Genomic DNA, 22,821 nt, shown 5'->3' with positions numbered 1-22,821 from the left:
CTCATATTTAACAGTAAAGCCGTCGTAGAACGACGGGGTTTCAGACCCAAAATTTTCGATGACACCACATCCGTTTTTAGGCTCTCACTTTTGGCGGATTATTAATGTAATGTTAATTGAGCTTAGAAAGAGATAAATCAATGACGGTATCCTATGAGCAAGACTTTCGACTTTAGGACGAACAAATGGCTGATTTAGGCGTTGCTGATTTGAGTCTTCACCCCGACATTTGAGATAAAATGCCTCTTAAGCTTAACTACTATAAGAATTCATCTTTCTATCGTATTGAGGACGACAGGGACTGCCCCAAGCGACCTTTTGAGCGGGAATATCGGCAAATACGCTACTTCTTGCCCCAATAACAACATTAGAGCCAATTTTTACCCCCGGAGCCAGGAAACAATCGGCCGCGATCCAAGTACCATTACCAATGAGGATGGGAGTGGTTTTTAAGCCAAAAGAGCGATCGCAGGGATCGTGACTGCCAGTGCAGAGATAGCATTTTTGAGAAATCACACAATGACTGCCGATGGTAACGTTATCTAAACTATAAATCACCACATCATCGCCAATCCAAGTATAATCGCCGATCGCCACTTTCCAAGGATAAGAAACCCTTGCCGTCGGGCGAATTTTCACCCCAAGGCCGATTTTAGCCCCGAATAGTCGCAAAATAGCGCAGCGAAAGCTATCCATCTGGTGCAAACTAAGGGGGAAAAGAATCCCCTGTACTAACCACCAAAGTAGGATAATTGGATTAGAACGACCGCGATCGAACCAAGATTGATCGTAGGTACGCAGATCTAGCCACGCTTCCTCATCGGTGCGGATTTCTGGGGACATAGGACTTATTTAATCATTTCTGCGGGTTGAGGTTCCGAGGGTTTAACCGGGGGATTAGCCTGGGCATTAACGTTTAATTTACCGCCAAATTGCCGTAATTCGTACAATTTAACCCCTATTTGGTATTCGTACTGACTCAAAAGACGACCGTAGATATAACCGGCTTTGCCATCCAAGAAACCGAGACGGATAACATAAAAGAGAATAAAGCGCAGCAGCGGTTTAAAGGGCAGTTTTACCCAAATTTTCTTTAAAAAACGTTTTCTCTGCACCGCATCACCGAACAGGTTCGCTCCGATCGTGCCGCTTTCGTCATTACCCGTGAGAATATTGTAATAAACCCGCGCTTCCCAGTTGGAATAACGATTATGTCTTTCTAACCAATGATAGATATCGCGGAAATCGATGTGCAGCATATCATTTTTCAGATATCCCACCTTGCCATCAAGGATAACGTGTTCATGAACTTCGTTATCTCCCGTGTTGGGGATATCTTCCGTGTTTAAATTCTCGTATCTGCCCGACTTATGTTTAAATAAACGCAGATTCCAGTCGGGATACTTGCCACCATAACGGATCCACTGTCCGAGGAAGAAGACGCGACGATTGAGATAATAACCGTTATAGTCGGGATCTTGGATCACGGTGGCGATTTCGTCCCATAGTTCGGGGGTGATTCTCTCATCACAATCGACGATTAATACCCATTGATTGCGAAAAGGCAGATTATCGAGGGACCAGTTTTTCTTTTTCGGCCAACGACCATTAAAATAAAATTGGACTACATTAGCCCCATAGTTGGTAGATATTTCGATCGAGCGATCGCTACTTTGGGAATCGACGACAAACACTTCATCAGCCCTAGCAACACTCTCTAAACAGGCGGGAAGGTTAGATTCCTCGTTTTTGGCGGGAATTAACACCGAAACGGGAATTTTTTCTGATTGACTAAACATTGGTACACTGTGGCTAGGTAGAGTGTTCGCACCTTTCCTTAAAACCCTTAGTTACTCAGAAAGCGAGAACTAGGACTTAAGATTTTTTTCAATCATACTATACCTTATTCGGTTTTTTCTGTCATTGTGCTGCTCTTCTCCCTAAATTTCTAACTGCGAAATAGACGGCTATACTGGGTTTCGTGGTTCATACTGGCAAAACTTAGCCCCCAACTCCAACTACTCAGGTTTTCATCGGCTAAACTGATAATATCTGCTGTTGCTGTTAATAAACTGGGCTGTAAACCGATCAGAAGTGCTTGTCCTAGGGTTTGTCCAAGGGGAATTAAACGCAATCCTGCATTGATTAAATTACTTGCCCAACTGTGTAAATAGCCTAAAACCGCTAATTCTTGGCCAATTTGCCAATGACTTGCCCCGATCGCAAAAGCGGTGGCATAATTAGCCTGTTCTGGTAGATTATCTCTGGCCGGTGCTAACTCCCGCAATAAGTTTAACAGCGATCGCCCCATTTGCCAGCTTTGCTGTCTTAATTCGGCTGTTTCCCGCGTTGCCGATAACCAGTTATCCCAATAATTAAGTTTTGTAAAATCCTCTTGACAAAAACAACGATATACCCTTAGCAAAACAGCCGTTTCTAAGCGAATCGAGCCTTGACAAAGCGATCGCTCTAACCAATCATTTAAGCTGGCACTATTAGAGATAATCCCCTTTTCGACGAGGGTTTCTAGCCCTTCGGAATAACTATAGGCCCCCACGGGTAAAATGGGACTAGCCAATTGTAATAAACACAAAAGTTCTTTTTGATTGAGCATAGAAAACCGAGAAAATTGTCCTTAACACAATTAGGGAAACCCTTGGCACTTCGGTATGTAGATCGGTAGAAAGCGGCACTCTGTGAATTATACCGTGGTTAATAGCCACAATTATAAACTACTATACTTATGTCCTCACGAGAACAGCATTTTCTGAAAATAAATCTTGTCGTTCTCCTCTTGATTTTAGCTTTGATTGCTGGGGTTGATCGGGAAAAATTACACTCTAGTCTTTTATTTTATCCTCCCGCTACTCCCCCAACTCCGCTCGCTGGTTTATTAACCCATTCTTTTCAATTGCTTTGTTGTCTGCCCCCGATTGTTTGCCTTTTTAGTTATACTTTGTTGTCCCGCAAGGCAAGTTTCAATAATTCTCGCCATTTTTTACTTGTTTCTGGCATAATAACGGGACTTTTTGCCATCAATGAAATCTTCAGAATTCATATTATTCTCCTCTATTTTAATATTCCCAAATTCTTGACTATCTCCGTTTATGCCCTCGCAATTCTGATTTATGGTTTAGCATTTTGGCGGCGAATAAGACAAACTTATTACCAAATTTTAATCATCGCTTTAGCACTTTTAACTTTGGCAATCGCTATCGATTTTCTCCAGATTAAAAATCAAGGTTTTGCTAGTCTAAGTGAAGGAATTCCTAAACTGTTAAGTGCTGTGAATCTAGCTGGCTATTTTTGGGATGTATGTTTTCAAGAAATTTCCGCCCAGATCAAATCCCAATAAATTATCCATTCATCTGTTTAACCAGATGTAAAATTTCGGGAAGAATCAGTTTTTCTAGGGCTAATTTAACGGCATTAGTGGAACCGGGGAGAGAAAAGACTAATAAGTTTTGATAAACCCCAGCTATTGCCCTTGATGCCATGGCACGGGAGCCAATTTCCTGATAGCTGAGATAACGAAATAATTCGCCAAAACCGGGCAAAGTAATCCTTAATAAAGGTACTAAAGCATCATAGGTATTGTCTCTGGGAGCAATACCCGTACCCCCATTGAGAATTAAGACTTTTATCTGATTTTGATTACTAATCTCTGGTAAGATTGCTTGAATTTGTAAGGGTTGATCGGGGATAATTAAGTATAGGCCGATATCATGACCCGATCGAGTTAGTAACTCTTGAATTATTTGGCCACTCCTATCCGTCTCTGGGGTACGAGTATCGCTCACCGTGACTACGGCACAGGTAAGGTTAAGGGGGGCGGTGTCGGGATGGGGATTGACACTCCCGTCACTAAAAGCGAGGGATTCTTGGTTCATCGAGTTTCCTTAATCTGACAGGACGTATCCAACATTCGCCAGAGGGCCTCCTTGGGGCAAGGGGGGGTCAGACGATTTAATCTTTTTTCTGCCTGGCGATAGTATTGCGGTATTTCTACCGTTTCCCCATCACTATTAGCGTAGAAAACTTTTAAGCCTACATCCAATCCTACACATCTTTTAGTCGGTCTTAAGGGTTTTGCCTATTCCCGAATATCAACGCTAAGGCAGAATTGGACATAGTAACCGTCTGCTCGTTTAACAATCCTAACTCGTTTAATTTGGTCTATAGGGTAAAAGTTTAAGTCTCTAGTTCCTTTCAGTTTAACCGTGCCAAGATTTTTCTTAGTCGTGCTTCGCTCTTTTATATTGGTCGGGGTTTCATCCCGTCGCGCTGAGCGCTTCCGGTCTTCACCCCGACATTTGAGATAAAAATTAACATGAATCGCTCACTTTTCCTGATTTTTCGGGTCATTAGACCTGTCAGACTAAATCAGCAAGATAGCTCACCATCACCACTACTCCCCGCTCCCCGCTCTCCTATAGCTTTTACACAGGATTTAGTAAGAATAATACCTGCTGCCTGAAGCGGCAAAAATACGGGTTTCAACCTAGACGCAGTTTAGTGATAATTCTTTGACAATAGAGTTGAATTCCCTGTAACTTGGCTAGGGAGAATTTGGGTTTAATAGGAAGGATCAGTAAAGACATAAAACTCATCCGCAGCAAGCGATAAACAAGGATAGTTAAAGTCGTATGTTTTTCGAGACTGAGAAGATAACTATAGATATTATGAGTTAGTCTTAGATAACCATAGCGACGGGTAATAGAAGATGGTTCATGAATGATTTTAATCTGATTGGTAACAACAACTAAATAGCCTTGTTTTGCGTATCTTCGGGAAAAATCAAAGTCTTCGTAGTAGAGAAAGTAATCGGGATCAAAATGGGGACAAGTGGAAAAATTCGAGAAATTAATTAATAAACTGCATCCCGTCACCCAGTCAGGAATAAAATAGGGTTTATCTCCATAGTCTAAGGATTCCTCCACCACGTTAATTGTGCCGATTTTGGCATTAAATTTTCCCCAACCAAACCAGATTTTACCATCCGGTTCGTAAATTTCTGTACCAGCGATGGCAACTTCGGGATATTGCTGAAAAAATTTGCTTGCTTTCTCCAGAGAGTCCGGTAATAAGTAAGCATCGGGATTAACTAACCAAACGATAGCTTCTCTGTCTTGTTGATAAATCCAATCAAGTCCTAGATTACATCCTTTCCCAAATCCTAAATTTTCCCCCGCTTCAATAATCTTGACTCTTTGCGCTGCTAAAGATTGGATATTTTTATCTTCAGGGGAATTGTTAACAATGATGAGAGTAGCAGATAAGTCATCGTTGAGGGAAGCAATTAAACGCTTAATTAATTCCCCGCAATTGTAGTTAACCGTCAATAGATAAATCATTACTGATAAAAGGTAGGAGTCACTAGCAATTAACAATGGTTAGAGAATAGCTTTCCCGTGAGAATTACTTCTTCTGAAGACGACAGAGATTAAAATTTTCGATTTTGGTGGGAAAGGGTTGACAACTTTGGAAGTCAATAACGAGATTTTCCTTGGCTAAATCCTCCACTATATCAGGAGATTTTTTATTAAAGTCTGTCTGGAGAATGTAGAGAGATTCTGGGGGAGTATTAGCAATAAATGTCTCGGCATTTTTTCGCATTAAAGTTCCCTCACTGACTCCAGTATTGCCTTTGAGTCTCACAAAACGAGTCGAAGCGGGAAAATAAGGAACGATAAAAGATGTTCCTTCATCTCCCCAGATAACAATCGTGGAATTTTCGTAGGGTTTTAATGCTTGACTATCGATACCAAAATAATGATCTGACCATCCCATTCTCCACCAATCCATCGGTTTAACCGTAGTGACAATTAAGGAAAATATTACCAAATTTATGATTAATAATGGTTTCTTGCGAGGATAAAGATAGGCAATAATCAAAATAATTAAAGTGGGAGTGATTAATTCTAATGGCATCAGATAACGATAGATAGAAAATCCCACTAACCAAATAGAGTAAGCGGTCAGAGAAAAAGGCAGTAAAAACCCTAAAACTGCACCGTGGGTTAAGTCAGGTTCAGAAGATAGATTGCGCTTAGAAATAGCACGAAAAATAATCACTACTATTAGTAAAATTATCAATAAATAGGTTATAGCTAATCGGCTATCTTGGAAAGGAACCTCAGAGACAAGAGTTTGTCTCTGGATAAAATAAACAGGATAAAACAACCATTGCCAGATATCTTTAGGCAAATATTGTATCCCTTTAAAATTGTAGTCGGTTTCGATATAAGGAGATTGAAATATTTTATTATAGAAGGGAAAAAGAGGATTAGCAAACTTTGTCCACATTAAGATTATCCAATAACCAGCAGTGAGACTAACCCCACGGCCATTGAGATAATTGATAGAATTAAATTGCGTAACTTTTCTGACCAAGAATTGGGTAAAAAATTAATGGCCACCAAAAAGCTGATACTATATAAAGCATTGGTTAATTTTAATCCCGTTGCCAATCCTAATAAGAGTCCAGCTAAAAGAATATTTTTAGAGGGAATTGGCAGATTTTTCCCTAAACTACTAACTATAAAAAATAATCCTCCCAGAACGAAAACACTGGTGGTATTATCACCAATACTGGTTCCTAACTCCGAGATATAGGCTGCCCCAAAAATACTGGTAATCGCTGCCGCTATGCTTAAAGTTATCTTGTATCTTTCCGAAACTTTATCTAGGGAATGATAGGTGATTAGGTGAACTAACCACTGATTTAACCCGTGAAATCCTCCCATGAAAAAACCCACGACAATCGGAGGCAATTTCAGATAATAAATAGCGACAAAGAAGGGAACATCGATGAGGGGATTAAAAAAAGTTTGTATCTGTGCGGGTAGGACATCATACTTAAACCTTCCTGTCAATAACATATAGGGATTATAGAAATGATAATTGCGTAAGTCCCAACTAACATCTTGACCTAAAATAACCGAGATAATTCCCAAAGCAATAAAGTAGATAATTGCCCAAAATAAGGGATGAGAAATTGGAAAACGTTTCAGGGTTGTCATAATTAAAAGTTCAAGATTTATTTGTTTAGTTTTACTAGCTTAACTTGGCAATTTATAGTTAAGGATGAGATTAAGATTACCTAGTAACAATCCCACAAAGACAATAAGCATGATTATTTTAACAAAATTAGTTAAAATTTTCGATTTTTTCTCGGTTAAATCATTAAAGAAAAATCCCCCTAAAATAATTGCCGTTCCGATAATAAAGTAATATCTACCGTAAGGGGAACTCAAAACCCAATCCTTAATATTTAAATTCACCGACCAAACGACAAGAAAAATAAAGATAGTGGTAGCACTGATAAAATCAGGGTTCTTACGAAAATCGTCTAAGAATATACCAAGCACTAGAAAGAGAAATCCATAGTAAGGAATTACATACCAAGCATAGTAATGGCTTTGAGCGCCAGAAAAAATAAGAAGAATTGTATAAATTAATATAGGAAAAATAATTAATCGTATCTTAGATATTTTTAAAGTAAATCTGGAAACTAACAGCAGAGTGATCCAACTAAAAATTAACCAACCATCCTCAAAAAAAACTGTAGGTAAAACTAGATTTTTTAACATAGCAAAATCCGTAAAGCGATTTTTATGTTCTTGGAGAGTGGTTAAAAACCAACTAAAATCATAAAACCAACCGTAAAGGTAATACAAACCAAAGGATAAAACTGCCGTCAGAGAAGCGATTAAGCTATCTCGCCAATTTTTTTGGAATAATAGTAAAGCGACTAGAGAACCTAGAATATATAATCCTGTCACCTTAACTAAAGGTGCTAAACCACCTAGAAATATAGCCAAATATAGATACTTTTTTTGAGACTTTTCACTGTACTGAAGGAATAAAAGTGCTACCGCTAAACTTAGACATAATAATAAATTTTCACTAACTACTAAACGAGATAAAAAAACCGTATTGGGGTTAGTGGCAAAAATTAAAGAAGTTATAATCGCCACCCCGGTATTAGTCAAACGTAAAGCTAATAAATAAAGCAAGAAAATAGAGAGAGTGCCAAAAACTAAAGAAGGAATCCTAATTACTGTTAAACTACAGTCAAAAAATTCCTTTGCTCCCGATAAAATAGCCGTCATACCCACAATTAATCCAAACAAGGGAGGATGATCAAACCAAGGGGTAACAAAACGATAACGAACAGCAGTTTTTTCCCAAACTTTCACCAGAAAATCATCCGTGGGACTGAGGAAAGACCAACTGGTAGGAACTCCCTCTTGAATCAAACTCATGCCACTCCAAGCAAAAGCAAATTCATCTTGAGTCCAGTTATAGGGGGGTAAGGAATCGTACTGATAATATCTTAAGATAAATCCCAAGACCGTAATTAATACACCTAGAAATAGACGGTAATCAAACTTTTCAAAATTCTTAAATATAAAATCTCGCTGCATCATTATTCTGAAATTGGCTCGCTATTTATCTTTTGGGGTGAACCCGCGCTATTGTATCACAGTTTGACGGTTATATTTTTTGGCAAACCCAGATCAATTAAATACCTGATTATCGAGATGACTTAACCTTGATAATTTCTCCTTGGTAAATTCTCAGGGGTATCAAAGGGCAAACTCATCTTTATAGCCAACTCTAGGCAAGGGACTCATTTCTAGCAGAAAAGTTCCCCAGTTTCTCCCTACTAAACTATAACTTAAGAGATTGACATTACCATCAGCAATATGCTAAAAAACATTAGCTTAAGTAGGGAGGCACAATTATTTGTAGGATAGGTTAGCGGTAGCGTAACATAATCGGGCGTTGGGTTTCATACTTCAACCCAACCTACGTTCATCTTATATTTAATTCCACCCACCTACTCAATAGCCGAGTAACAACAATTACTCCGTTAAAAATTCCTATATTTTCCCCTAAAGCCAACATCTTTACCTTAGTTGCCCACATGATTCGTCAGTTAAATTATTCTAGAGTTTGGTTGTTATTAATTCTTATTTTTGCCCTTTTCCTGCGTCTAAATGCCGCTTTCTCTTATCCTAATATTCTCTGGCCAGATGAAATTTTTCAGACCTTAGAACAGGCTCATCGACTAGCTTTTGGCAATGGGATGATACCTTGGGATTTTCGGGACGGGATTCGTTCTTGGTTATTTCCGGGCATTCTTGGCGGGATTATGAAGCTAACTGCTGGTTTTTCGGAAGGCTCCAGTGGCTATCTGGCCAGCGTCAAGATTTTCCTCAGTTTACTATCTTTAATCCCCGTTTGGATCGGATTCTCGATCGCCTACGAAAGCATCGGTTTGGCCGGCGCTATCCTAACCGGCGGTATTTGTGCGATTTGGTTTGAATTTATCTATTTTGCCCCGAAAGCCTTCACCGAAGTTATTGCCGCTTATTCCCTGCTGGTGGGCGTTTATTTAGGATGCTACGGCAAAAATCCCCCTCTCGTCAGCGACTGTATTGGACGGGGTTTTTCTACGGATTGACCACCTATCTTCGATTTCATTTACTGCCGGCCATCGCCATCGCCCTCATTTATCAAGTTAGACAAAAAAATTTTCCCCAATTACTGCCCCTTGCCCTCGGTTTTCTCGGTCCAGTTTTGCTGGGTGGCGCTTTAGACGCTTTCACTTTGTCCACCCCCTTCCAATCGATTTGGAAACTGATCTGGATTAATATTTTTGAAGGAAAATTTAATAGTTTTGGCGTATCCCCCTGGCAGCAATATTTTACTTGGTTAGCCCTCAATTGGTCCTGGTGGCTGCTTCCGATCCTCTTCTTCTCTGCAATCGCTGCTCGTCGTCACTGGATTCTCGCCCTTCTGGCCCTAGTTATTATCCTTTCTCACAGCTTTTTAGGTCACAAAGAATATCGCTATATGTTCCCTGCCCTACCATTAATTATTATTCTCGCCGGTTTGGGAACCGCCACTCTCGTCTCGCGTTTATCGTTAATGCGAGGTTCCCTCGCCAGCAAAACTATTGTTATTTTTAGTAGTTTACTTCTTTGGGCTTTTCTATCCTGGTTATTGGCGGGGCGTTTTAATACCGACCAGACTTTTAATTTCGGACCGCCTTGGCAAAAACCGGGCTATACTCACTGGCAAACCCACGGCGGACAATTACAGGCCTATCAGTATTTAAGTAGCGAGAAAAAACTCTGCGGTTTAGGAGTAAAAGGATTGGCGTGGCAATATACGGGGGGATACGCCTACTTACACCAAGATGTACCGATTTATTTCCTCAAAGATAACCAAAATTTTGAGGCACTACAACCTTATTTTAATTATCTATTATTTAATCAAGACAGGGCCGCCGTCGGAGATTATCAACGGGAGAAATGCTTTAACGGAACTTGCGTTTACAGGCGCTCGAATTCTTGTCAAATTAACCCGAATTATCATATCAATCGCTATCTCAAAGAAGCTGGCGAGTAGGATCATAGATACTTAGGCAAAGCGGGATAACTTCGATGATGAAAAAAGTTAAAATCTTGCCAATTTACCTAAGTTTTCTGATTTTAATCTACATACTTTTTGTGATCATCGTCAACCTCTCCTCTTTCCCCAGATTGCACGGAGATGAGGCTTGGTTTGGACTGAATGCCCGGGAAATTCTCCACCACTGTTTTGATTGAATACTGTCCCAGTTGTCGAGATTTTCCCAAATATTGGAAAATTATCTAAGGAAGTTACCCAGAATCTATAATTATTCAAAATCAATTATCTGCAAAAATTCTCAGCTTATATATTAACGAAAGCCAATAATAAGCTGACTTTAAACCTCAAAATTTTTGGTAAATATCTTGACAAATGATCCCGATTAATGGTATTATTAGAGTGGTTTTGGTAAAAATATCCAACAGCCAGACACCCCCTAGACTAACTTAGTAAAATTAATTCCTCCCTATTGATAGATGAAAATCAAGAAATATCTTAAGTTCTGGAAATATCCTCGCTTAGTTGATGAACGAGAGACTTTAATTGAAGAACGAGATTCTCTCAAAGATCATCTGAAGAGTTTGAATCAAGAAAAACAAGAAATGATTCGGGAAAAAAACGCTCTTTATGAAAGATTAGGTCAGTTATCCTTAACCATTCCCGAACTGCAAGAAATTAGTCCCAAACTGCTCGATATTAGCGTCATCAAAAATAAGTCCAGGCAGTTCCGAGTCCAATTGGATGCCGAAAAAGAAAAACTCGCTCCCGACAATTTTGGCTGGTATCCTTACAACACTTTAACCTGCTTCGAGATTCTCGAATTACTATTAACGGGTAAAAACCGTTTTCTCCTGGAATTAATCTCGGAAAACCCGATTGTTGATATTGGTTGTGCCGATGGGGATCTGGCGTTTTTTCTGGAATCTTTGGGCTGTAAAGTACAGGTGGTTGACTACGCTCCTACTAACTTTAATCTTATGCAAGGAGTTAAACTGCTCAAAACTGCTCTTTCTTCCTCTGTGGAGATTCATGATGTTAACTTAGATTCCCAGTTTATCCTTCCCGAAAAAAGCTATAGTTTAGTCATCTTCTTAGGAATTTTATACCATCTCAAAAATCCCTACTATGCCCTCGAAACCTTAGCAAAATCTGCCAATTATTGCCTGATTAGCACCCGCGTCACTAAGTTTAATACGGTGAGTAATACCGCTAATCGAGTCGATCTTTCCGCGATTCCTCTAGCCTATTTACTCGATGAACTAGAAGCAAATAATGATTCCACCAACTATTGGATCTTTTCTAATGCCGGGTTACGCCGCATTTTACAGCGAACTGGCTGGGAAATTTGCGATTATATAACAGTAGGTAATACCGAAAACTCCGATCCCGCCAGTCGTGACGGCGATGAAAGAGCCTATTGTTTAGTAAAAAGTCGTTTCTATCAAGATTAAGTAGGTAGGTGTTAAAAGTTGTCAGACACCCCCCTTATCAAGGGGGGATTAAGGGGGGATCCCCCGCCTATCGGCACCCCCCTTATCAAGGGGGCAGGGGGGATCGAACCCAAAATCTATCTTCAATTTAATTATAACTACTTACTTAGAAATGCCTAAATATCAGACCAGTCTCCTAAAAATATGAACTATCCCCCTAATCCCCTCTTAAACCGACGTAGTTTGCTGAAATTAGCGGTCCTAGCCGGAGGAAGTGCCGGACTAGCTACCCTTCTCTCCTCTCGGCTCAGTTATTCTGCCGACCAAAACCAAGCTAGTGCCGAGAATATAGAGGCAATAGAGGAATTTTTGCGGCAAATTCGCCCAGTAAATTCGCAAAATCTCCAGTGGACAGAATATAGCTTTGAAACAGTCACCGTTGATCGTCAAGGGCAAATTATCGATCGCCGTCAGGGTAGCGCTCGCTCCTGGCGCGAACCTTTAGGCAACGGCAGCGAACTAGAAATGGTGGCTATTCCGGGGGGCAGTTTTCAACGAGGCTCGAAAAATGAGGAAAAAGGCGATCATACTAGCAGTGAAAAACCAGAAAATTCCCTGACGACGGCGGCTTTTTTTCTGAGCAAATACCCGATCACCCAAGCACAATGGCGAGCGATCGCCCAACTTCCGAAAATTAATCTCGAACTCAACCCGGCGCCCTCCTTTTTTCAAGGGGATAACTTGCCCGTTGAAAGAGTCTCCTGGTACGAGGCGATCGAATTTTGTCAACGACTCTCCCAGGCCACCGGCAAAGATTACCGACTAGCGAGTGAATCGCGCTGGGAATACGCCTGTCGCGCCGGTACAACCACCCCCTTTTACTGCGGGGAAACCCTCACCAGCGAGCGCGCCAATTACTTTGCCGTCTATGATCCCTACGCGGAAGAACCAGCCAGCGCCTATCTGGCCAGGACTACCCCGGTGGGCAGTTTCGCCCCCAATAATTTCGGTCTCTACGATATGCACGGCAACGTGGGCGAATGGTGCGCCGATAGCTGGCACCGGAATTACGAGGGAACTCCGCCCCTGGATGGTAGTGCTTGGTTAGACAGGGATACTCGCTTGCAGCCCCGTTATCGTTCCGCCCGTTTAGTGCGAGGGGGCAGTTGGGGCGATGAAGCTAGGCACCTACGCAGTGCCAATCGCACCTTTTGCCTTCCCGATCAACACCACAGCGTCTTGGGTTTACGAGTCATGGCCGATAGTACCGGTTAATCAATGCTTGTGTCCGCCCAAGAGACGACAAAGGCATGGTTCAATAGGGTAGGTTGCCAAAAGACCAAAAGTATTTAGAATCTTCTGCCGTTGTCAGTGCGTCTGTAGCTAAATCAACCGCGAGTGAGGTCAAATTTTTCATGAAGATACAGCAGTCTCATCTTTTCTTAACTCCCCCCACAGGAGATCTACAGGTACCTTTATCTCCTCCTCCCCCGGACGACGGCAACCTAGAAGAAGAAAAAAATTATCCTCTCAGCCTGTCTCTAGTCATTCCCACCTACAATGAACGGCAAAATATCGTTCAATTAGTCAACATTCTCAGTCAAATACTTGACGAAGCCCTTCCCAACGATTACGAACTGATCGTTGTCGATGATAATAGTCCCGATCGCACTTGGGAAGTCGCCGCATCTTTAATCCCTGAATATCCCCAGCTGCGAGTGCTGCGCCGGGAGGGAGAAAAAGGCCTATCCTCGGCAGTGGTGAGGGGGTGGCAAGTGGCACGGGGCGACATCCTTGGGGTCATCGATGCCGATTTACAGCATCCCCCGGAAGTGTTATTAAAATTATTCGAGCAAACCAGAGCCGGAGCCGATCTCGCCCTGGCTAGTCGCCATGTGGAAGGGGGTGGAGTCAGCCAATGGAGTCTGACTCGACGCTTCCTCTCCCGGGGGGCGCAGCTGTTGGGATTAGTCATTCTGCCCAATGTGGTGGGACGGGTATCGGATCCGATGAGTGGCTATTTCATGGTTAATCGACAAGCGATCGCTGGCCCAATCTTAAACCCGATGGGCTATAAAATTCTCCTCGAAGTTATCGGCCGCGGCAATATCGACCAGATCGCCGAAGTGGGTTACGTTTTCCAAGAGCGTCAAGACGGTGAAAGCAAAGTCACCTGGCAACAATACATCGAATATATCCTGCACTTGCTGAAATTGCGTTCCCGCGGTCGTTTCGGTCGTCTGAAAAGGCGTTGGCAATTCCCCCTCGCTCGCTTTCTTCGCTTTAGTTTAGTCGGGTTTAGTGGCGTATTCGTCGATATGGCTATCTTTTATCTCCTCAGCGATCCCACTACCCTCGCTTGGGGAGTAACTCGCAGTAAGATTATCGCCGCCGAGGTGGCTATTATTAATAATTTTCTTTGGAACGATCGCTGGACTTTTGGCGATTTGTCCACCGGCCAAAATCAGTGGCAGCAGCGTTGCAAACGTTTTCTGAAATTTAATCTTATTTGTTTGGCCGGTTTGATCCTCAACGTGCTGCTCTTAAACTTTTTCTTCAATGTCTTACATATTAATCGCTATATTGCTAACTTAATAGCGATCGCTATAGTTACCGTTTGGAACTTCTGGATGAATTTAAAACTCAGTTGGCGTTCGACGGATGTTAAACCCGAAAAGTCCGGCAAGCAATAGGAAAGCCTGGGAAAACTTGGCCTCTAGTGATGCAAACCCTTTTTAACTCTCGTTCAACCTCTGGCAGCCTTAATTTTTGGGACTTAAAAGCAGCCCAAGGTCAACAGGAAACCGATTACTGGGGATTAAGTCTCAAAGAGGGGATGGAATGGCTTGATCACAATGCCGATGACTTTGCTTGGGCAAAGGCCGCCGACCCCGATTATTATGCTTTCCCCCATTGTCCCATTGTTCACGCCGTCCAACGCCAAGAAATCCCCCTAACTAGGGCTGGCTGAATAAATCTAAAAAGCTTGTTGGATAAGGTTTTTAGGCTTTTTTGACCTCAAAAAGTGCCTAGCATTGGAGTGATCGGGGGTAAAATTCCTGGACTTTTTCCCTGAAAATTAGGTAATTGACCACCTGAAAATGAGTAAAACCCCACACCCCACACCCCACACCCCACACCCTGCCACCACCGAAAAACTTTTTCAGCAGACCCTAACTATCATTAAACATTGTCATCAGCCATGATCGAAATGACCGCTATTCCGCCGATTTCTCTGCAAAACTACCGTATCGCTGCGATTATTCCCTGTCACAACGAAGAACTAACGATCGCTAAAGTGGTCTCCCAATTCCAAACTTTTTTGCCAGAAGCGGCAATTTATGTCTATAACAACCGCTCTACCGATGATACCGTGACGGAGGCACTCAAAGCTGGGGCGATCGTTCGTCAGGAAATCCAACCGGGAAAAGGCAATGTTGTCCGGCGGATGTTTGCCGATATCGAGGCCGATATCTATATTCTCATCGATGGTGATGATACCTACGAAATTGCGGCAGTACGACGCTTAATTGAACGAATGCTGCGGGAACAATTGGATATGGTCGTCGGTGCGCGTCGGGAAGCGCCAAAATCCTCCCAGGCTTATCGTCCGGGTCATCGCGCTGGTAATCTATTTTTAACAGGATTCGTGAAATTTCTGTTTGGAGCGCGTTTAATCGATATGCTTTCTGGTTATCGCGTCTTTTCTCGTCGTTTCGTCAAATCTTTTCCCGCTTTGTCCAATGGTTTCGAGATTGAAACCGAGTTAACTATCCACGCTTTAGAATTAAAAATTCCCTTCGCCGAAGAACCAACCCTCTACGGGGAACGTCCCGAGGGTTCCCAAAGTAAGTTAAAAACCTTTCAAGATGGCTGGCGGGTATTGGGAACCGCTATCCTACTATTTAAAGAAATTCGTCCTTTTCTCTTTTTTAGCCTTGTCTCGCTAATTTTGGCGGTTATTTCCCTTCTCTTAGCGATTCCCGTCCTGTTTGAATACCTCGAAACTGGCTTAGTACCACGTTTTCCCACCGCTATTTTATCGGCCTCGATCATACTTTTAGCCTTTTTAAGTTTGACCTGTGGCATGATCCTCGATTCCGTCTCCCGGGGACGAAAAGAGATGAAACGAATGGCCTATCTAGCTAACAGTTGGCTGAAAGCTTAGGGAAAAAGTTACCTAAACATACAAGTTTAGGTAACATCTGAGTTAAACCGTCTCTAACCGTTGCAGCACGGAGGAGGGTTTTTTGTCAATAAATTCCGCCGGCGAAATTTGATATTTAATCAGATTGGCTAATTCCTGTAGTTGGCTGATGGCTTCCGCGCCTTCGAGTTTCATTAACTCTCGATCATCGCGCATTTCTGTCCAGGTGATGCCGTAATCGGACACGAGAAACCGAATTAGATGGGTTTCCCCCAATCCCACCATAAAAGATGCGCTATTCAGTTGACCGCCACAGGTGTAGCAGGATGCTAAATAACCTTGATTTTCTAGTGCGGTCGCTAAGGCCTGTAAATCCATGACTAAGTCTTTGACCAGTTGGCGATGCTGTTCTGCAAGTCGTTTAAACACAATATTCCTCCTGATAACACTCCCCAATTATAAAACCTTAACACTTTTTTAAGATTCTTTTTTGAGACAATAATGTATACGAACCAGTTTTTGTTACGGATGTTAAGTAACAAAATGTAAAGAACCCGATACCTAGAGTAGCGTGAATTCCTGATATCGCCAAGTATATGTAAGTACAAAGCTACCAGTTTATCCGTCTTTCCGCCCCCTCGATCCCAACTATTCCCATTTTTCTTTATTGGCGTCACAACGAATGCAGGCTTGGCAAGCATTCGAGCGTGGATGTCTGTAATGGATTTAGAAATTTGGTATATTCCCATCATGCCTATTTTTAAAGTTTATGATCCAGTTTCGACAAAAAAGTTCGTAAATCTATATTGACAATTACATAAAGCTATGGCTCTATTGCAGATGGGGAGGGAGATGGGAGCTTGTTTGAGCGATCGGTAAACAGTAACCGGTAATTAGGGTTGGCTGAATAAATCTAAAAACCTTGTTGGGTAAGACTTTTAGACTTTTTGTCAACCAAAAAGTACCAGACCCCGGAGTGATCGGGGGGAAAATTTAGGTACTTTTTCCCTGAAAATTAGGTAATTGACCCCCTCAAAATCGCTAAAACCCTACACCCGTTCGGCTGAGCTCACGGCCGAAGCCTACACCCTACACCCACCGAAAAACTTTTTGCCGCAAACCCTACTTAATAGTGACGTGGAGTATAAACCCACTGCTTGGTTTTACCTTGCTCAATAAGGCGAGTTTTACTGGATCCGATCAAAATTATAGTCCGCATATCCGCATCTTTAATAGTCATATCCCCTAGGAATTTCACCGTCACTGTTTCCCCTTTTCGTCCTAAATTACGCGCTAATACCACAGGAGTTTGCGGCGATCGCCATTGTAATAAAATCTCTTTTGCCTTCTCCAATTGCCAAGTGCGCTCTTGAGACACAGGATTATAAAATGCGATCGCTAAATCTGCTCGGGCTGCTAACTCAATGCGCTGAGAAATCACCTGCCAAGATTTGAGAAGATTTGATAGGGAAATCGCACAAAAATCATGTCCTAAAAGTGCGCCAACCCTCGCGGCCGCCGCTTGCATCGCCGAAATCCCCGGACAGACCTGAATGGCCACCTGCTGCCATTCCTGTTTTGCTTTTTTTTCTAATACCTCAAACACGGCCGCGGCCATGGCATAAATGCCAGGATCTCCGGAGGAAACTAAGACAACAGATCGCCCCTTAGCCGCTAAATCTAGGGCTATTTCTGCGCGATCGAGTTCCACCCGATTATCCGATTCATGGCGGACAATTTCTGGTTTTCTCAGGGATTCTACCAAATCCAAATAAGTTTTATAACCCACCCAATCCGTGGCTTTTTCCAACACTTCTCGAACTTCCGGCGACATCCAATTTAGCGCACCCGGTCCAGTTCCGACTATGGCTAATTTACCTTGACTTTCCTGGGCCAAATCCCCTGGGGGTAAACTGGATTTTTCCTTAATTTGCTGGCTTTCCTCCCAGAGATAAACTAAACAGTCACTGCTAGGTTTTGCCAAGTTTAAGTTATTTTGATCGATAATCTCAATGCTCAGTTCTGCTGCTGATGAAATCGGTAAGTTACTATTTTTAACCAGTCCGCTGCACCGATTAATTTTACTTTTTCACCCGCCAATAAATCGGCAAGAAACTTCTTAGCATCATCGGGATTAACTAACTGATAACCCGGTGGTGGCGATAATAAAGTAGTTTTAAATCTAATATCACCAGTGGTGGTAATTGCGGGGGAAATTTGCAAAACCGAGGCAATTTGACGAGCGAGATCATTAACCCCTTGTAAACCCCCAACAAAGGCACTACGGCACTGCCATCTTCTGCGATTGCTAATACAGGCGGTTCTTGCCATTTATTAGTTAATAAAGGTGCTAAAGTGCGAATCAAAATACCCGCAGCACAAATGCCAATAATTGGCGTTCCCATCTGGAAAAATTCTCGCACCGTTTCGCCAAAATTAGTATAGGTAAAATCAGCCGAATGGGTACGATCTATTAATCCATAAACCACTGCTTCTGGTAGGGCCATTTGCACTTGACGAGCAACGGGGATACTGGTTTCTCCTAAAATGAAAATAGCTGGAGGTTTCATTTGGCTTCCCCCGACTGCGCTGCGGTTAACTTTTGGACAAATTCTTGCTGCTCTGCCGAGTTAATTCCAGCTTTTAAGATGTCTAACACCCGTGACATATTGCCGTTGAGCATGGCTGAAATATCTAACCACAAACCCGGAAATACTAGAGAGCAAATCACTCCTTCTTGGTTGGGTAACAAAGAAATATAATCGCCATTTTCTAAACTAAACCAATCAATTTTTTGGTCAAATACCTGCCAAACAAGGTATTCTTGAATGCCACCGCGCCGATAAGCACGTTTTTTATCACCTAAGTCTATGGCGGCACTACTAGCGGCAATTTCTACCACTAATTCCGGCGCTCCTTCTAGGTATCCCTCTACAGTTAGGGTTGATTTTCCCCCGCTTTCTTGACTGATTAATAACACCCCATCCGGCTGTAGTTCGTTGTCGATATCCAAGCGAACGGTTGGCTCAATACCCATTTGTACTTGGGGTGTAGCAGCTTGATAAACTCCCAACCAAGTGATTAAACGTCCGTGGGGTTCAGCATGAAATTTAAACCTTAATGGGGATGCCATATACACAACTCCTTCGATCAGTTCGGCTTTTTTTAATCCTGGCATAGCTTGATAACGGCGCTCGAATTCGGGACGAATTAAGCGATCCCCATTTTCTAACGGGGGTAAATGTTGAGTGGTTACAGTCTGAGAAGTTAAGGATTTAACCGGAGAAGAAGTCATGGTGGCAGTCTTTGGGAACAAAACAGCATTGATTTTATTATAAGTAGGTAGGCGTTAAAAATTATCAGATGCCCCCCTTATTAAGGGGTATCCCCCCGCCTATCGGCACCCCCCTTATCAAGGGGGGCAGGGGGGATCGAACCTAAAATCCATTTTTAATTTAATTATAACCAGCTAAGTACCTAGGCAAAATTATTTACACATGACGATCATTGCCCCGTAAGGGTTTTAGCTCGATCGGGCAGGTAATTAATTTTGCATGACTACTTACTTAGATTGTTTTATTGGACTTCTTGCGGGATTTAACTTTTAGCTGAAATTTCGCCAGAAGTCCTGAGCTTTTAGCGATGGGATGAATGGCGACCAACAGATAGACAATTACCCAAAAATATAGCATTTATCTTAGTGGTGAGGTACAAAGTTTTCGTTTTGGGAAGTCGGTAGTCGATACCAAATTAGGTTACACTTCATCTAGTTATGAGAAACGCTGTCATAACTGATATAGCGCACCTAAATGAAAGGTAAACGTCCTCTTCTAGAGCCTACCCGTTCACGAATAACCGATAACTGATAATGTTGGTTCCCCTTACCCGTCAATCGATCGAGCAAATTGTCCCGATTATCGCCACAGGTCCCCAGTACGCTCACTATTGGGGTAAATGGTCTGATTTTCTGCGCCGTTTATTCATTTCTATCATCGCTCTCACCGCAGCTTGGTTAATCGGTAATTTATTCGGCCCAGGTGGTTTAACAATTAAACTGATATTCGACATTATCGCCGGTTTATATTGGCTCTGGGGTCCGGTTTACTGGGCCAGTGTTCGTAATAATACCTATCGTCGTCTTCCCTACGGGGGGTTTTGGCGCGGTCGCGTTTTCGATGCTTTTGTAACCGAGGAATTAATCGGGGAAGAAGAAAGGGTCAATAAACGCGGGGAATTAGAGATTATCGAAAATCGCCAACGCTGTATTAATCTAGAAATCGGTGATCAAACTGGCTTTTCGGCGATCATTCGCGCTCCCCTCAAACGCATCCATAAATCGATCCGTCCCGGAATGGTGGCCGAAGCTTTGTTAATGTCTCGAGAACCCGATTTAGGGGATATCAATCAGCTTTCTGATGTCCATCTTCCCCAACTCGACCAGTGGATAGGGGAATATCCCGTGCTGCGACGGGATATTTTTCAGCAAGTTAGTCGCGAATTGGGAGGGGGAAAAGAACCCCGGCCAAAACCTTCTCGTTATTCTAATAATGTCATCCGAAGACGCAAAACCCGTTAATGGTTCGGCGATCTTTGAAAAAACACCGGTTTCTCGGCTATCAATGAATAATACTAAATCCTGTTTAAAAGGTATAGGAGAGTAGGGTGTAGGGTGTGGGGTGTAGGGTGTGGGGTGTGGGGAGAAGGGAGAAACAATTCATAACTTGAGAGTTAATCACACTATTAAAAACGGATTTGGAATAATAATCAATTAAATGGTCTATTTACACAGTTTATGCCATTTAATCCTTATTTTTGCCGTTTTTTAACCATCAAAAATTAATTATGCAAGGGGTTCAATATAATGTTAATTGAGCTTAGAAGGAGATAAATCGATGACGGCATCCTTTGACATCCTCGCCGCCGTAAAACGGACGGCGATTCCCAAACCTCACGATTTGGGTTTCTGCTTCTTTCCCGAAGGATTTTTCGCACCTGCCTTAACAGATTGGCTCTTCTGGTTTCTGTGTGGAAACGAGGTCTATACTGATGGTTTCTTCGTCAAAATAGCCCTAAAAGTCTTGCCCGATAAGCATTTCACAATTCCATAAGCAAAAATTATCACACAAAGTCGAGAAGAGCCACAGATTTACTCTGTTCTGGTCTTATGGTCGCTCTACAGACTGACACCGCAAGCCCTGCGGCCAAAATATTTTTACTAGCGTTAATATCTCGGTCATGGTGAGTCCCACAGTCTGGACAGTCCCATTCTCGAATATTTAACGGCATTTTTTCAGCAATATACCCGCAATTACTACATCTTTTAGAGCTAGGAAACCATCTATCTATTTCGATGTAATTTCTGCCGTACCAACGGCATTTATAGGCTAATTGTCGGGTAATTTATCCCCAGCTTACATCAGATATTGCCTGAGATAATTTCGGGTTTTTGACCATATTCTTAACGGCTAAATTCTCAACCACAATCGTTTGGTTTTCACGAACTAATTGAGTGGTTAGCTTATGTAAATGGTCTTTTCTACTATCGGTGATTTGAGCGTGAATCCTTGCTACTTTGATTCTTGCTTTTTCTCGATTATTTGAGCCTTTCTGTTTTCTAGAAAGATTTTTTTGTGCCTTTCGCAGTCTCCGATAATGCTTTTTAAAATGCTTGGGATTAGACACTTTGTCGCCATCGCTGGTAATCACGAGGCTACTAATTCCTAAGTCAATTCCAATGGCTTTATCTGTTACTGGTAAAGGCTTAATCGTTGGGTCATCAAATCTAATTGAAATATGCCAACGTCCAGACGGATGTAATCTGACTGTTACTGTGCTTGGTTCACATCCGTCTGGTATTTGTCTTGACCATCGAATAGGTAAAGGTTCTGTGCATTTGGCTAAATAGATTTGTCTGTCTTGAAATTTAAAAGCAGATTTGGTAAATTCGGCACTTCCTCCCTGATGTTTTTTCTTAAAGTTAGGATACTTAGTACGACCAGCAAAGAAATTAGTAAAAGCTGTTTGTAAATGTCTTAACCCTTGTTGTAAAGGTACACAGCTAACTTCGTTTAAAAAGTCTAATTCTTCTTGCTTTTTCCAATCGGTCAACATTGAAGAAGTTTGAGCGTAGCCTACTCTTTCTTGCTTTTCGTACCAAGCTTGTGTTCGTTCGTGGAGAGCTTTGTTGTAAACTAATCTTACACAGCCCAATGTGCGCCGCAATAGCGACTCTTGTTCGGGTGTGGGGTAAAATCGGAACGAGTAGGCTTTTTCCATACCTCACGTTTTAGCATATATTTCGTAAACGATGCTCATATTTAACAGTAAAGCCGTCGTAGAACGACGGGGTTTCAGACCCAAATTTTCGATGAGCAAGACTTTGGACTTTGGGCCGAACAAATGGCCGATTTATTAGCCTCTGGTCGGTTTTCCGAGTTAGATATTGAGAATTTAGTCGAAGAGGTGCGGGATTTGTCGAAACGGGATCGCGATCGCTTACTCGCTAGTCTCAGATTAATTTTGCATCATTTATTAAAGTGGGAGTATCAACCTCAACGGCGATCCAGGGGTTGGTTGGGAACTATTCAAGGAGAAAGAGCTAATATTAGGCTTTATTTGGACGATAGCCCCAGTTTAAAGCGATATTTAACCGATGAAAGCCTATTTAAACTCTATGCTGTTGCTTGTTGCGATGCCTTTAGAGAGACGGGATTAGAGTTTCCCCCCGTTTGTCCCTACGGTATTGAGGATATTTTAAATCGTTCTCTTCATTTGTCGGAACGATAGGCGAAAAACGATTAAAGTTGGTAAGCTTAGATA

The 22,821-nt window shown here is 42.2% G+C and carries 20 protein-coding genes and 4 pseudogenes; 12 read left to right on the top strand and 12 right to left on the bottom strand.

Going from position 1 to position 22,821, the window contains the following annotated elements:
• Positions 1 to 252 precede the first annotated feature (252 nt).
• The 3 genes from hpsU to VL20_RS15070 all read right to left on the bottom strand — a co-directional run bounded on the left by hpsU (position 253) and on the right by VL20_RS15070 (position 2,614).
• Positions 253 to 843: a hormogonium polysaccharide biosynthesis acetyltransferase HpsU gene (gene hpsU / locus VL20_RS15080; protein WP_052276972.1), complete on the bottom strand. Its 591-nt coding sequence runs from the start codon at positions 841 to 843 to the stop codon at positions 253 to 255.
• A gap of 5 nt (positions 844 to 848) precedes the next feature.
• Positions 849 to 1,799: a glycosyltransferase family 2 protein gene (locus VL20_RS15075; protein WP_052276971.1), complete on the bottom strand. Its 951-nt coding sequence runs from the start codon at positions 1,797 to 1,799 to the stop codon at positions 849 to 851.
• 149 nt (positions 1,800 to 1,948) lie between these two features.
• A complete protein-coding gene (locus VL20_RS15070) occupies positions 1,949 to 2,614 on the bottom strand; it encodes an urease accessory protein UreF (RefSeq protein WP_052276970.1) in 666 nt (221 codons plus the stop codon).
• 129 nt (positions 2,615 to 2,743) lie between these two features.
• On the opposite strand from VL20_RS15070, the gene VL20_RS15065 reads away from it, so the two are divergent.
• Positions 2,744 to 3,355, top strand: a complete 612-nt coding sequence (locus VL20_RS15065) for a hypothetical protein (protein WP_052276969.1) — start codon at positions 2,744 to 2,746, stop codon at positions 3,353 to 3,355.
• Between the two features lies 1 nt (position 3,356).
• On the opposite strand, the gene VL20_RS15060 is transcribed toward VL20_RS15065, so the two are convergent.
• The 5 genes and pseudogenes from VL20_RS15060 to VL20_RS15040 form a co-directional block, all read right to left on the bottom strand.
• On the bottom strand, positions 3,357 to 3,890 hold the full coding sequence (locus VL20_RS15060; RefSeq protein WP_004159364.1) for a MogA/MoaB family molybdenum cofactor biosynthesis protein: 534 nt from the start codon (positions 3,888 to 3,890) through the stop codon (positions 3,357 to 3,359).
• A 68-nt stretch (positions 3,891 to 3,958) separates the two neighbouring features.
• Positions 3,959 to 4,258, bottom strand: a pseudogene (locus VL20_RS32785) (hypothetical protein); the annotation flags it as partial.
• A gap of 238 nt (positions 4,259 to 4,496) precedes the next feature.
• Positions 4,497 to 5,354 carry a glycosyltransferase gene (locus tag VL20_RS15050; RefSeq protein ID WP_052278479.1) on the bottom strand — a complete coding sequence of 286 codons (858 nt, stop codon included), beginning with the start codon at positions 5,352 to 5,354 and terminating at the stop codon, positions 4,497 to 4,499.
• Positions 5,355 to 5,418: 64 nt separating this feature from the next.
• Positions 5,419 to 7,022: pseudogene (locus VL20_RS33795) on the bottom strand (hypothetical protein).
• 39 nt (positions 7,023 to 7,061) lie between these two features.
• A complete protein-coding gene (locus VL20_RS15040; protein ID WP_052276968.1) occupies positions 7,062 to 8,432 on the bottom strand; it encodes an ArnT family glycosyltransferase in 1,371 nt (456 codons plus the stop codon).
• Between the two features lie 533 nt (positions 8,433 to 8,965).
• On the opposite strand from VL20_RS15040, the gene VL20_RS32770 reads away from it, so the two are divergent.
• The 8 genes from VL20_RS32770 to VL20_RS15010 all read left to right on the top strand — a co-directional run bounded on the left by VL20_RS32770 (position 8,966) and on the right by VL20_RS15010 (position 16,023).
• Positions 8,966 to 9,472: a hypothetical protein gene (locus VL20_RS32770; protein WP_284525802.1), complete on the top strand. Its 507-nt coding sequence runs from the start codon at positions 8,966 to 8,968 to the stop codon at positions 9,470 to 9,472.
• Positions 9,409 to 10,422, top strand: a complete 1,014-nt coding sequence (locus VL20_RS15035; RefSeq protein WP_284525801.1) for a glycosyltransferase family protein — start codon at positions 9,409 to 9,411, stop codon at positions 10,420 to 10,422. The genes VL20_RS32770 and VL20_RS15035 overlap by 64 nt, the downstream gene beginning before the upstream one ends.
• A 35-nt stretch (positions 10,423 to 10,457) precedes the next feature.
• Positions 10,458 to 10,622 (top strand): hypothetical protein, encoded by a 165-nt coding sequence (locus VL20_RS31210; protein ID WP_158499354.1) that lies wholly within the window; start codon positions 10,458 to 10,460, stop codon positions 10,620 to 10,622.
• 279 nt (positions 10,623 to 10,901) lie between these two features.
• Positions 10,902 to 11,876: a methyltransferase domain-containing protein gene (locus VL20_RS15030; protein ID WP_052276967.1), complete on the top strand. Its 975-nt coding sequence runs from the start codon at positions 10,902 to 10,904 to the stop codon at positions 11,874 to 11,876.
• A 183-nt stretch (positions 11,877 to 12,059) separates the two neighbouring features.
• Positions 12,060 to 13,130, top strand: coding sequence for a formylglycine-generating enzyme family protein (locus VL20_RS15025; RefSeq protein WP_052276966.1), 1,071 nt, complete (start codon positions 12,060 to 12,062; stop codon positions 13,128 to 13,130).
• Positions 13,131 to 13,270: 140 nt separating this feature from the next.
• Positions 13,271 to 14,548 (top strand): glycosyltransferase, encoded by a 1,278-nt coding sequence (locus tag VL20_RS15020; protein ID WP_052276965.1) that lies wholly within the window; start codon positions 13,271 to 13,273, stop codon positions 14,546 to 14,548.
• A 29-nt stretch (positions 14,549 to 14,577) separates the two neighbouring features.
• Positions 14,578 to 14,826 (top strand): hypothetical protein, encoded by a 249-nt coding sequence (locus VL20_RS15015; RefSeq protein ID WP_052276964.1) that lies wholly within the window; start codon positions 14,578 to 14,580, stop codon positions 14,824 to 14,826.
• A gap of 231 nt (positions 14,827 to 15,057) precedes the next feature.
• Positions 15,058 to 16,023, top strand: a complete 966-nt coding sequence (locus tag VL20_RS15010) for a glycosyltransferase family 2 protein (RefSeq protein ID WP_052276963.1) — start codon at positions 15,058 to 15,060, stop codon at positions 16,021 to 16,023.
• Positions 16,024 to 16,065: 42 nt separating this feature from the next.
• Here VL20_RS15010 and VL20_RS15005 read toward each other — a convergent pair whose 3' ends face one another.
• From VL20_RS15005 to VL20_RS14995, 3 genes and pseudogenes are all read right to left on the bottom strand, one after another.
• Positions 16,066 to 16,431, bottom strand: coding sequence for a DUF1815 family protein (locus VL20_RS15005; protein WP_002764683.1), 366 nt, complete (start codon positions 16,429 to 16,431; stop codon positions 16,066 to 16,068).
• 697 nt (positions 16,432 to 17,128) lie between these two features.
• A pseudogene (gene cobJ / locus VL20_RS15000) lies at positions 17,129 to 18,572 on the bottom strand (precorrin-3B C(17)-methyltransferase).
• A complete protein-coding gene (locus tag VL20_RS14995; protein WP_052276962.1) occupies positions 18,569 to 19,297 on the bottom strand; it encodes a Uma2 family endonuclease in 729 nt (242 codons plus the stop codon). Before VL20_RS14995 ends, cobJ begins: the two are co-directional and overlap by 4 nt.
• Before the next feature lie 573 nt (positions 19,298 to 19,870).
• Between VL20_RS14995 and VL20_RS14990 the strand changes: the two genes are divergently transcribed.
• Both VL20_RS14990 and VL20_RS31485 read left to right on the top strand, forming a co-directional pair.
• Positions 19,871 to 20,578: a hypothetical protein gene (locus VL20_RS14990; RefSeq protein WP_052276961.1), complete on the top strand. Its 708-nt coding sequence runs from the start codon at positions 19,871 to 19,873 to the stop codon at positions 20,576 to 20,578.
• Between the two features lie 316 nt (positions 20,579 to 20,894).
• A complete protein-coding gene (locus tag VL20_RS31485) occupies positions 20,895 to 21,110 on the top strand; it encodes a hypothetical protein (protein ID WP_052276960.1) in 216 nt (71 codons plus the stop codon).
• Here VL20_RS31485 and VL20_RS14980 read toward each other — a convergent pair.
• Positions 21,072 to 22,278: pseudogene (locus VL20_RS14980) on the bottom strand (RNA-guided endonuclease InsQ/TnpB family protein). The gene VL20_RS31485 and the pseudogene VL20_RS14980 overlap by 39 nt on opposite strands.
• A gap of 123 nt (positions 22,279 to 22,401) precedes the next feature.
• Here VL20_RS14980 and VL20_RS14975 point away from each other — a divergent pair.
• Positions 22,402 to 22,788: a DUF29 domain-containing protein gene (locus VL20_RS14975; RefSeq protein ID WP_052276959.1), complete on the top strand. Its 387-nt coding sequence runs from the start codon at positions 22,402 to 22,404 to the stop codon at positions 22,786 to 22,788.
• Positions 22,789 to 22,821: the final 33 nt, after the last annotated feature.

It is taken from the genome of Microcystis panniformis FACHB-1757 (assembly GCF_001264245.1).
Taxonomy (GTDB): domain Bacteria; phylum Cyanobacteriota; class Cyanobacteriia; order Cyanobacteriales; family Microcystaceae; genus Microcystis; species Microcystis panniformis.
This window is presented reverse-complemented; position numbering and strand designations above follow the sequence as displayed.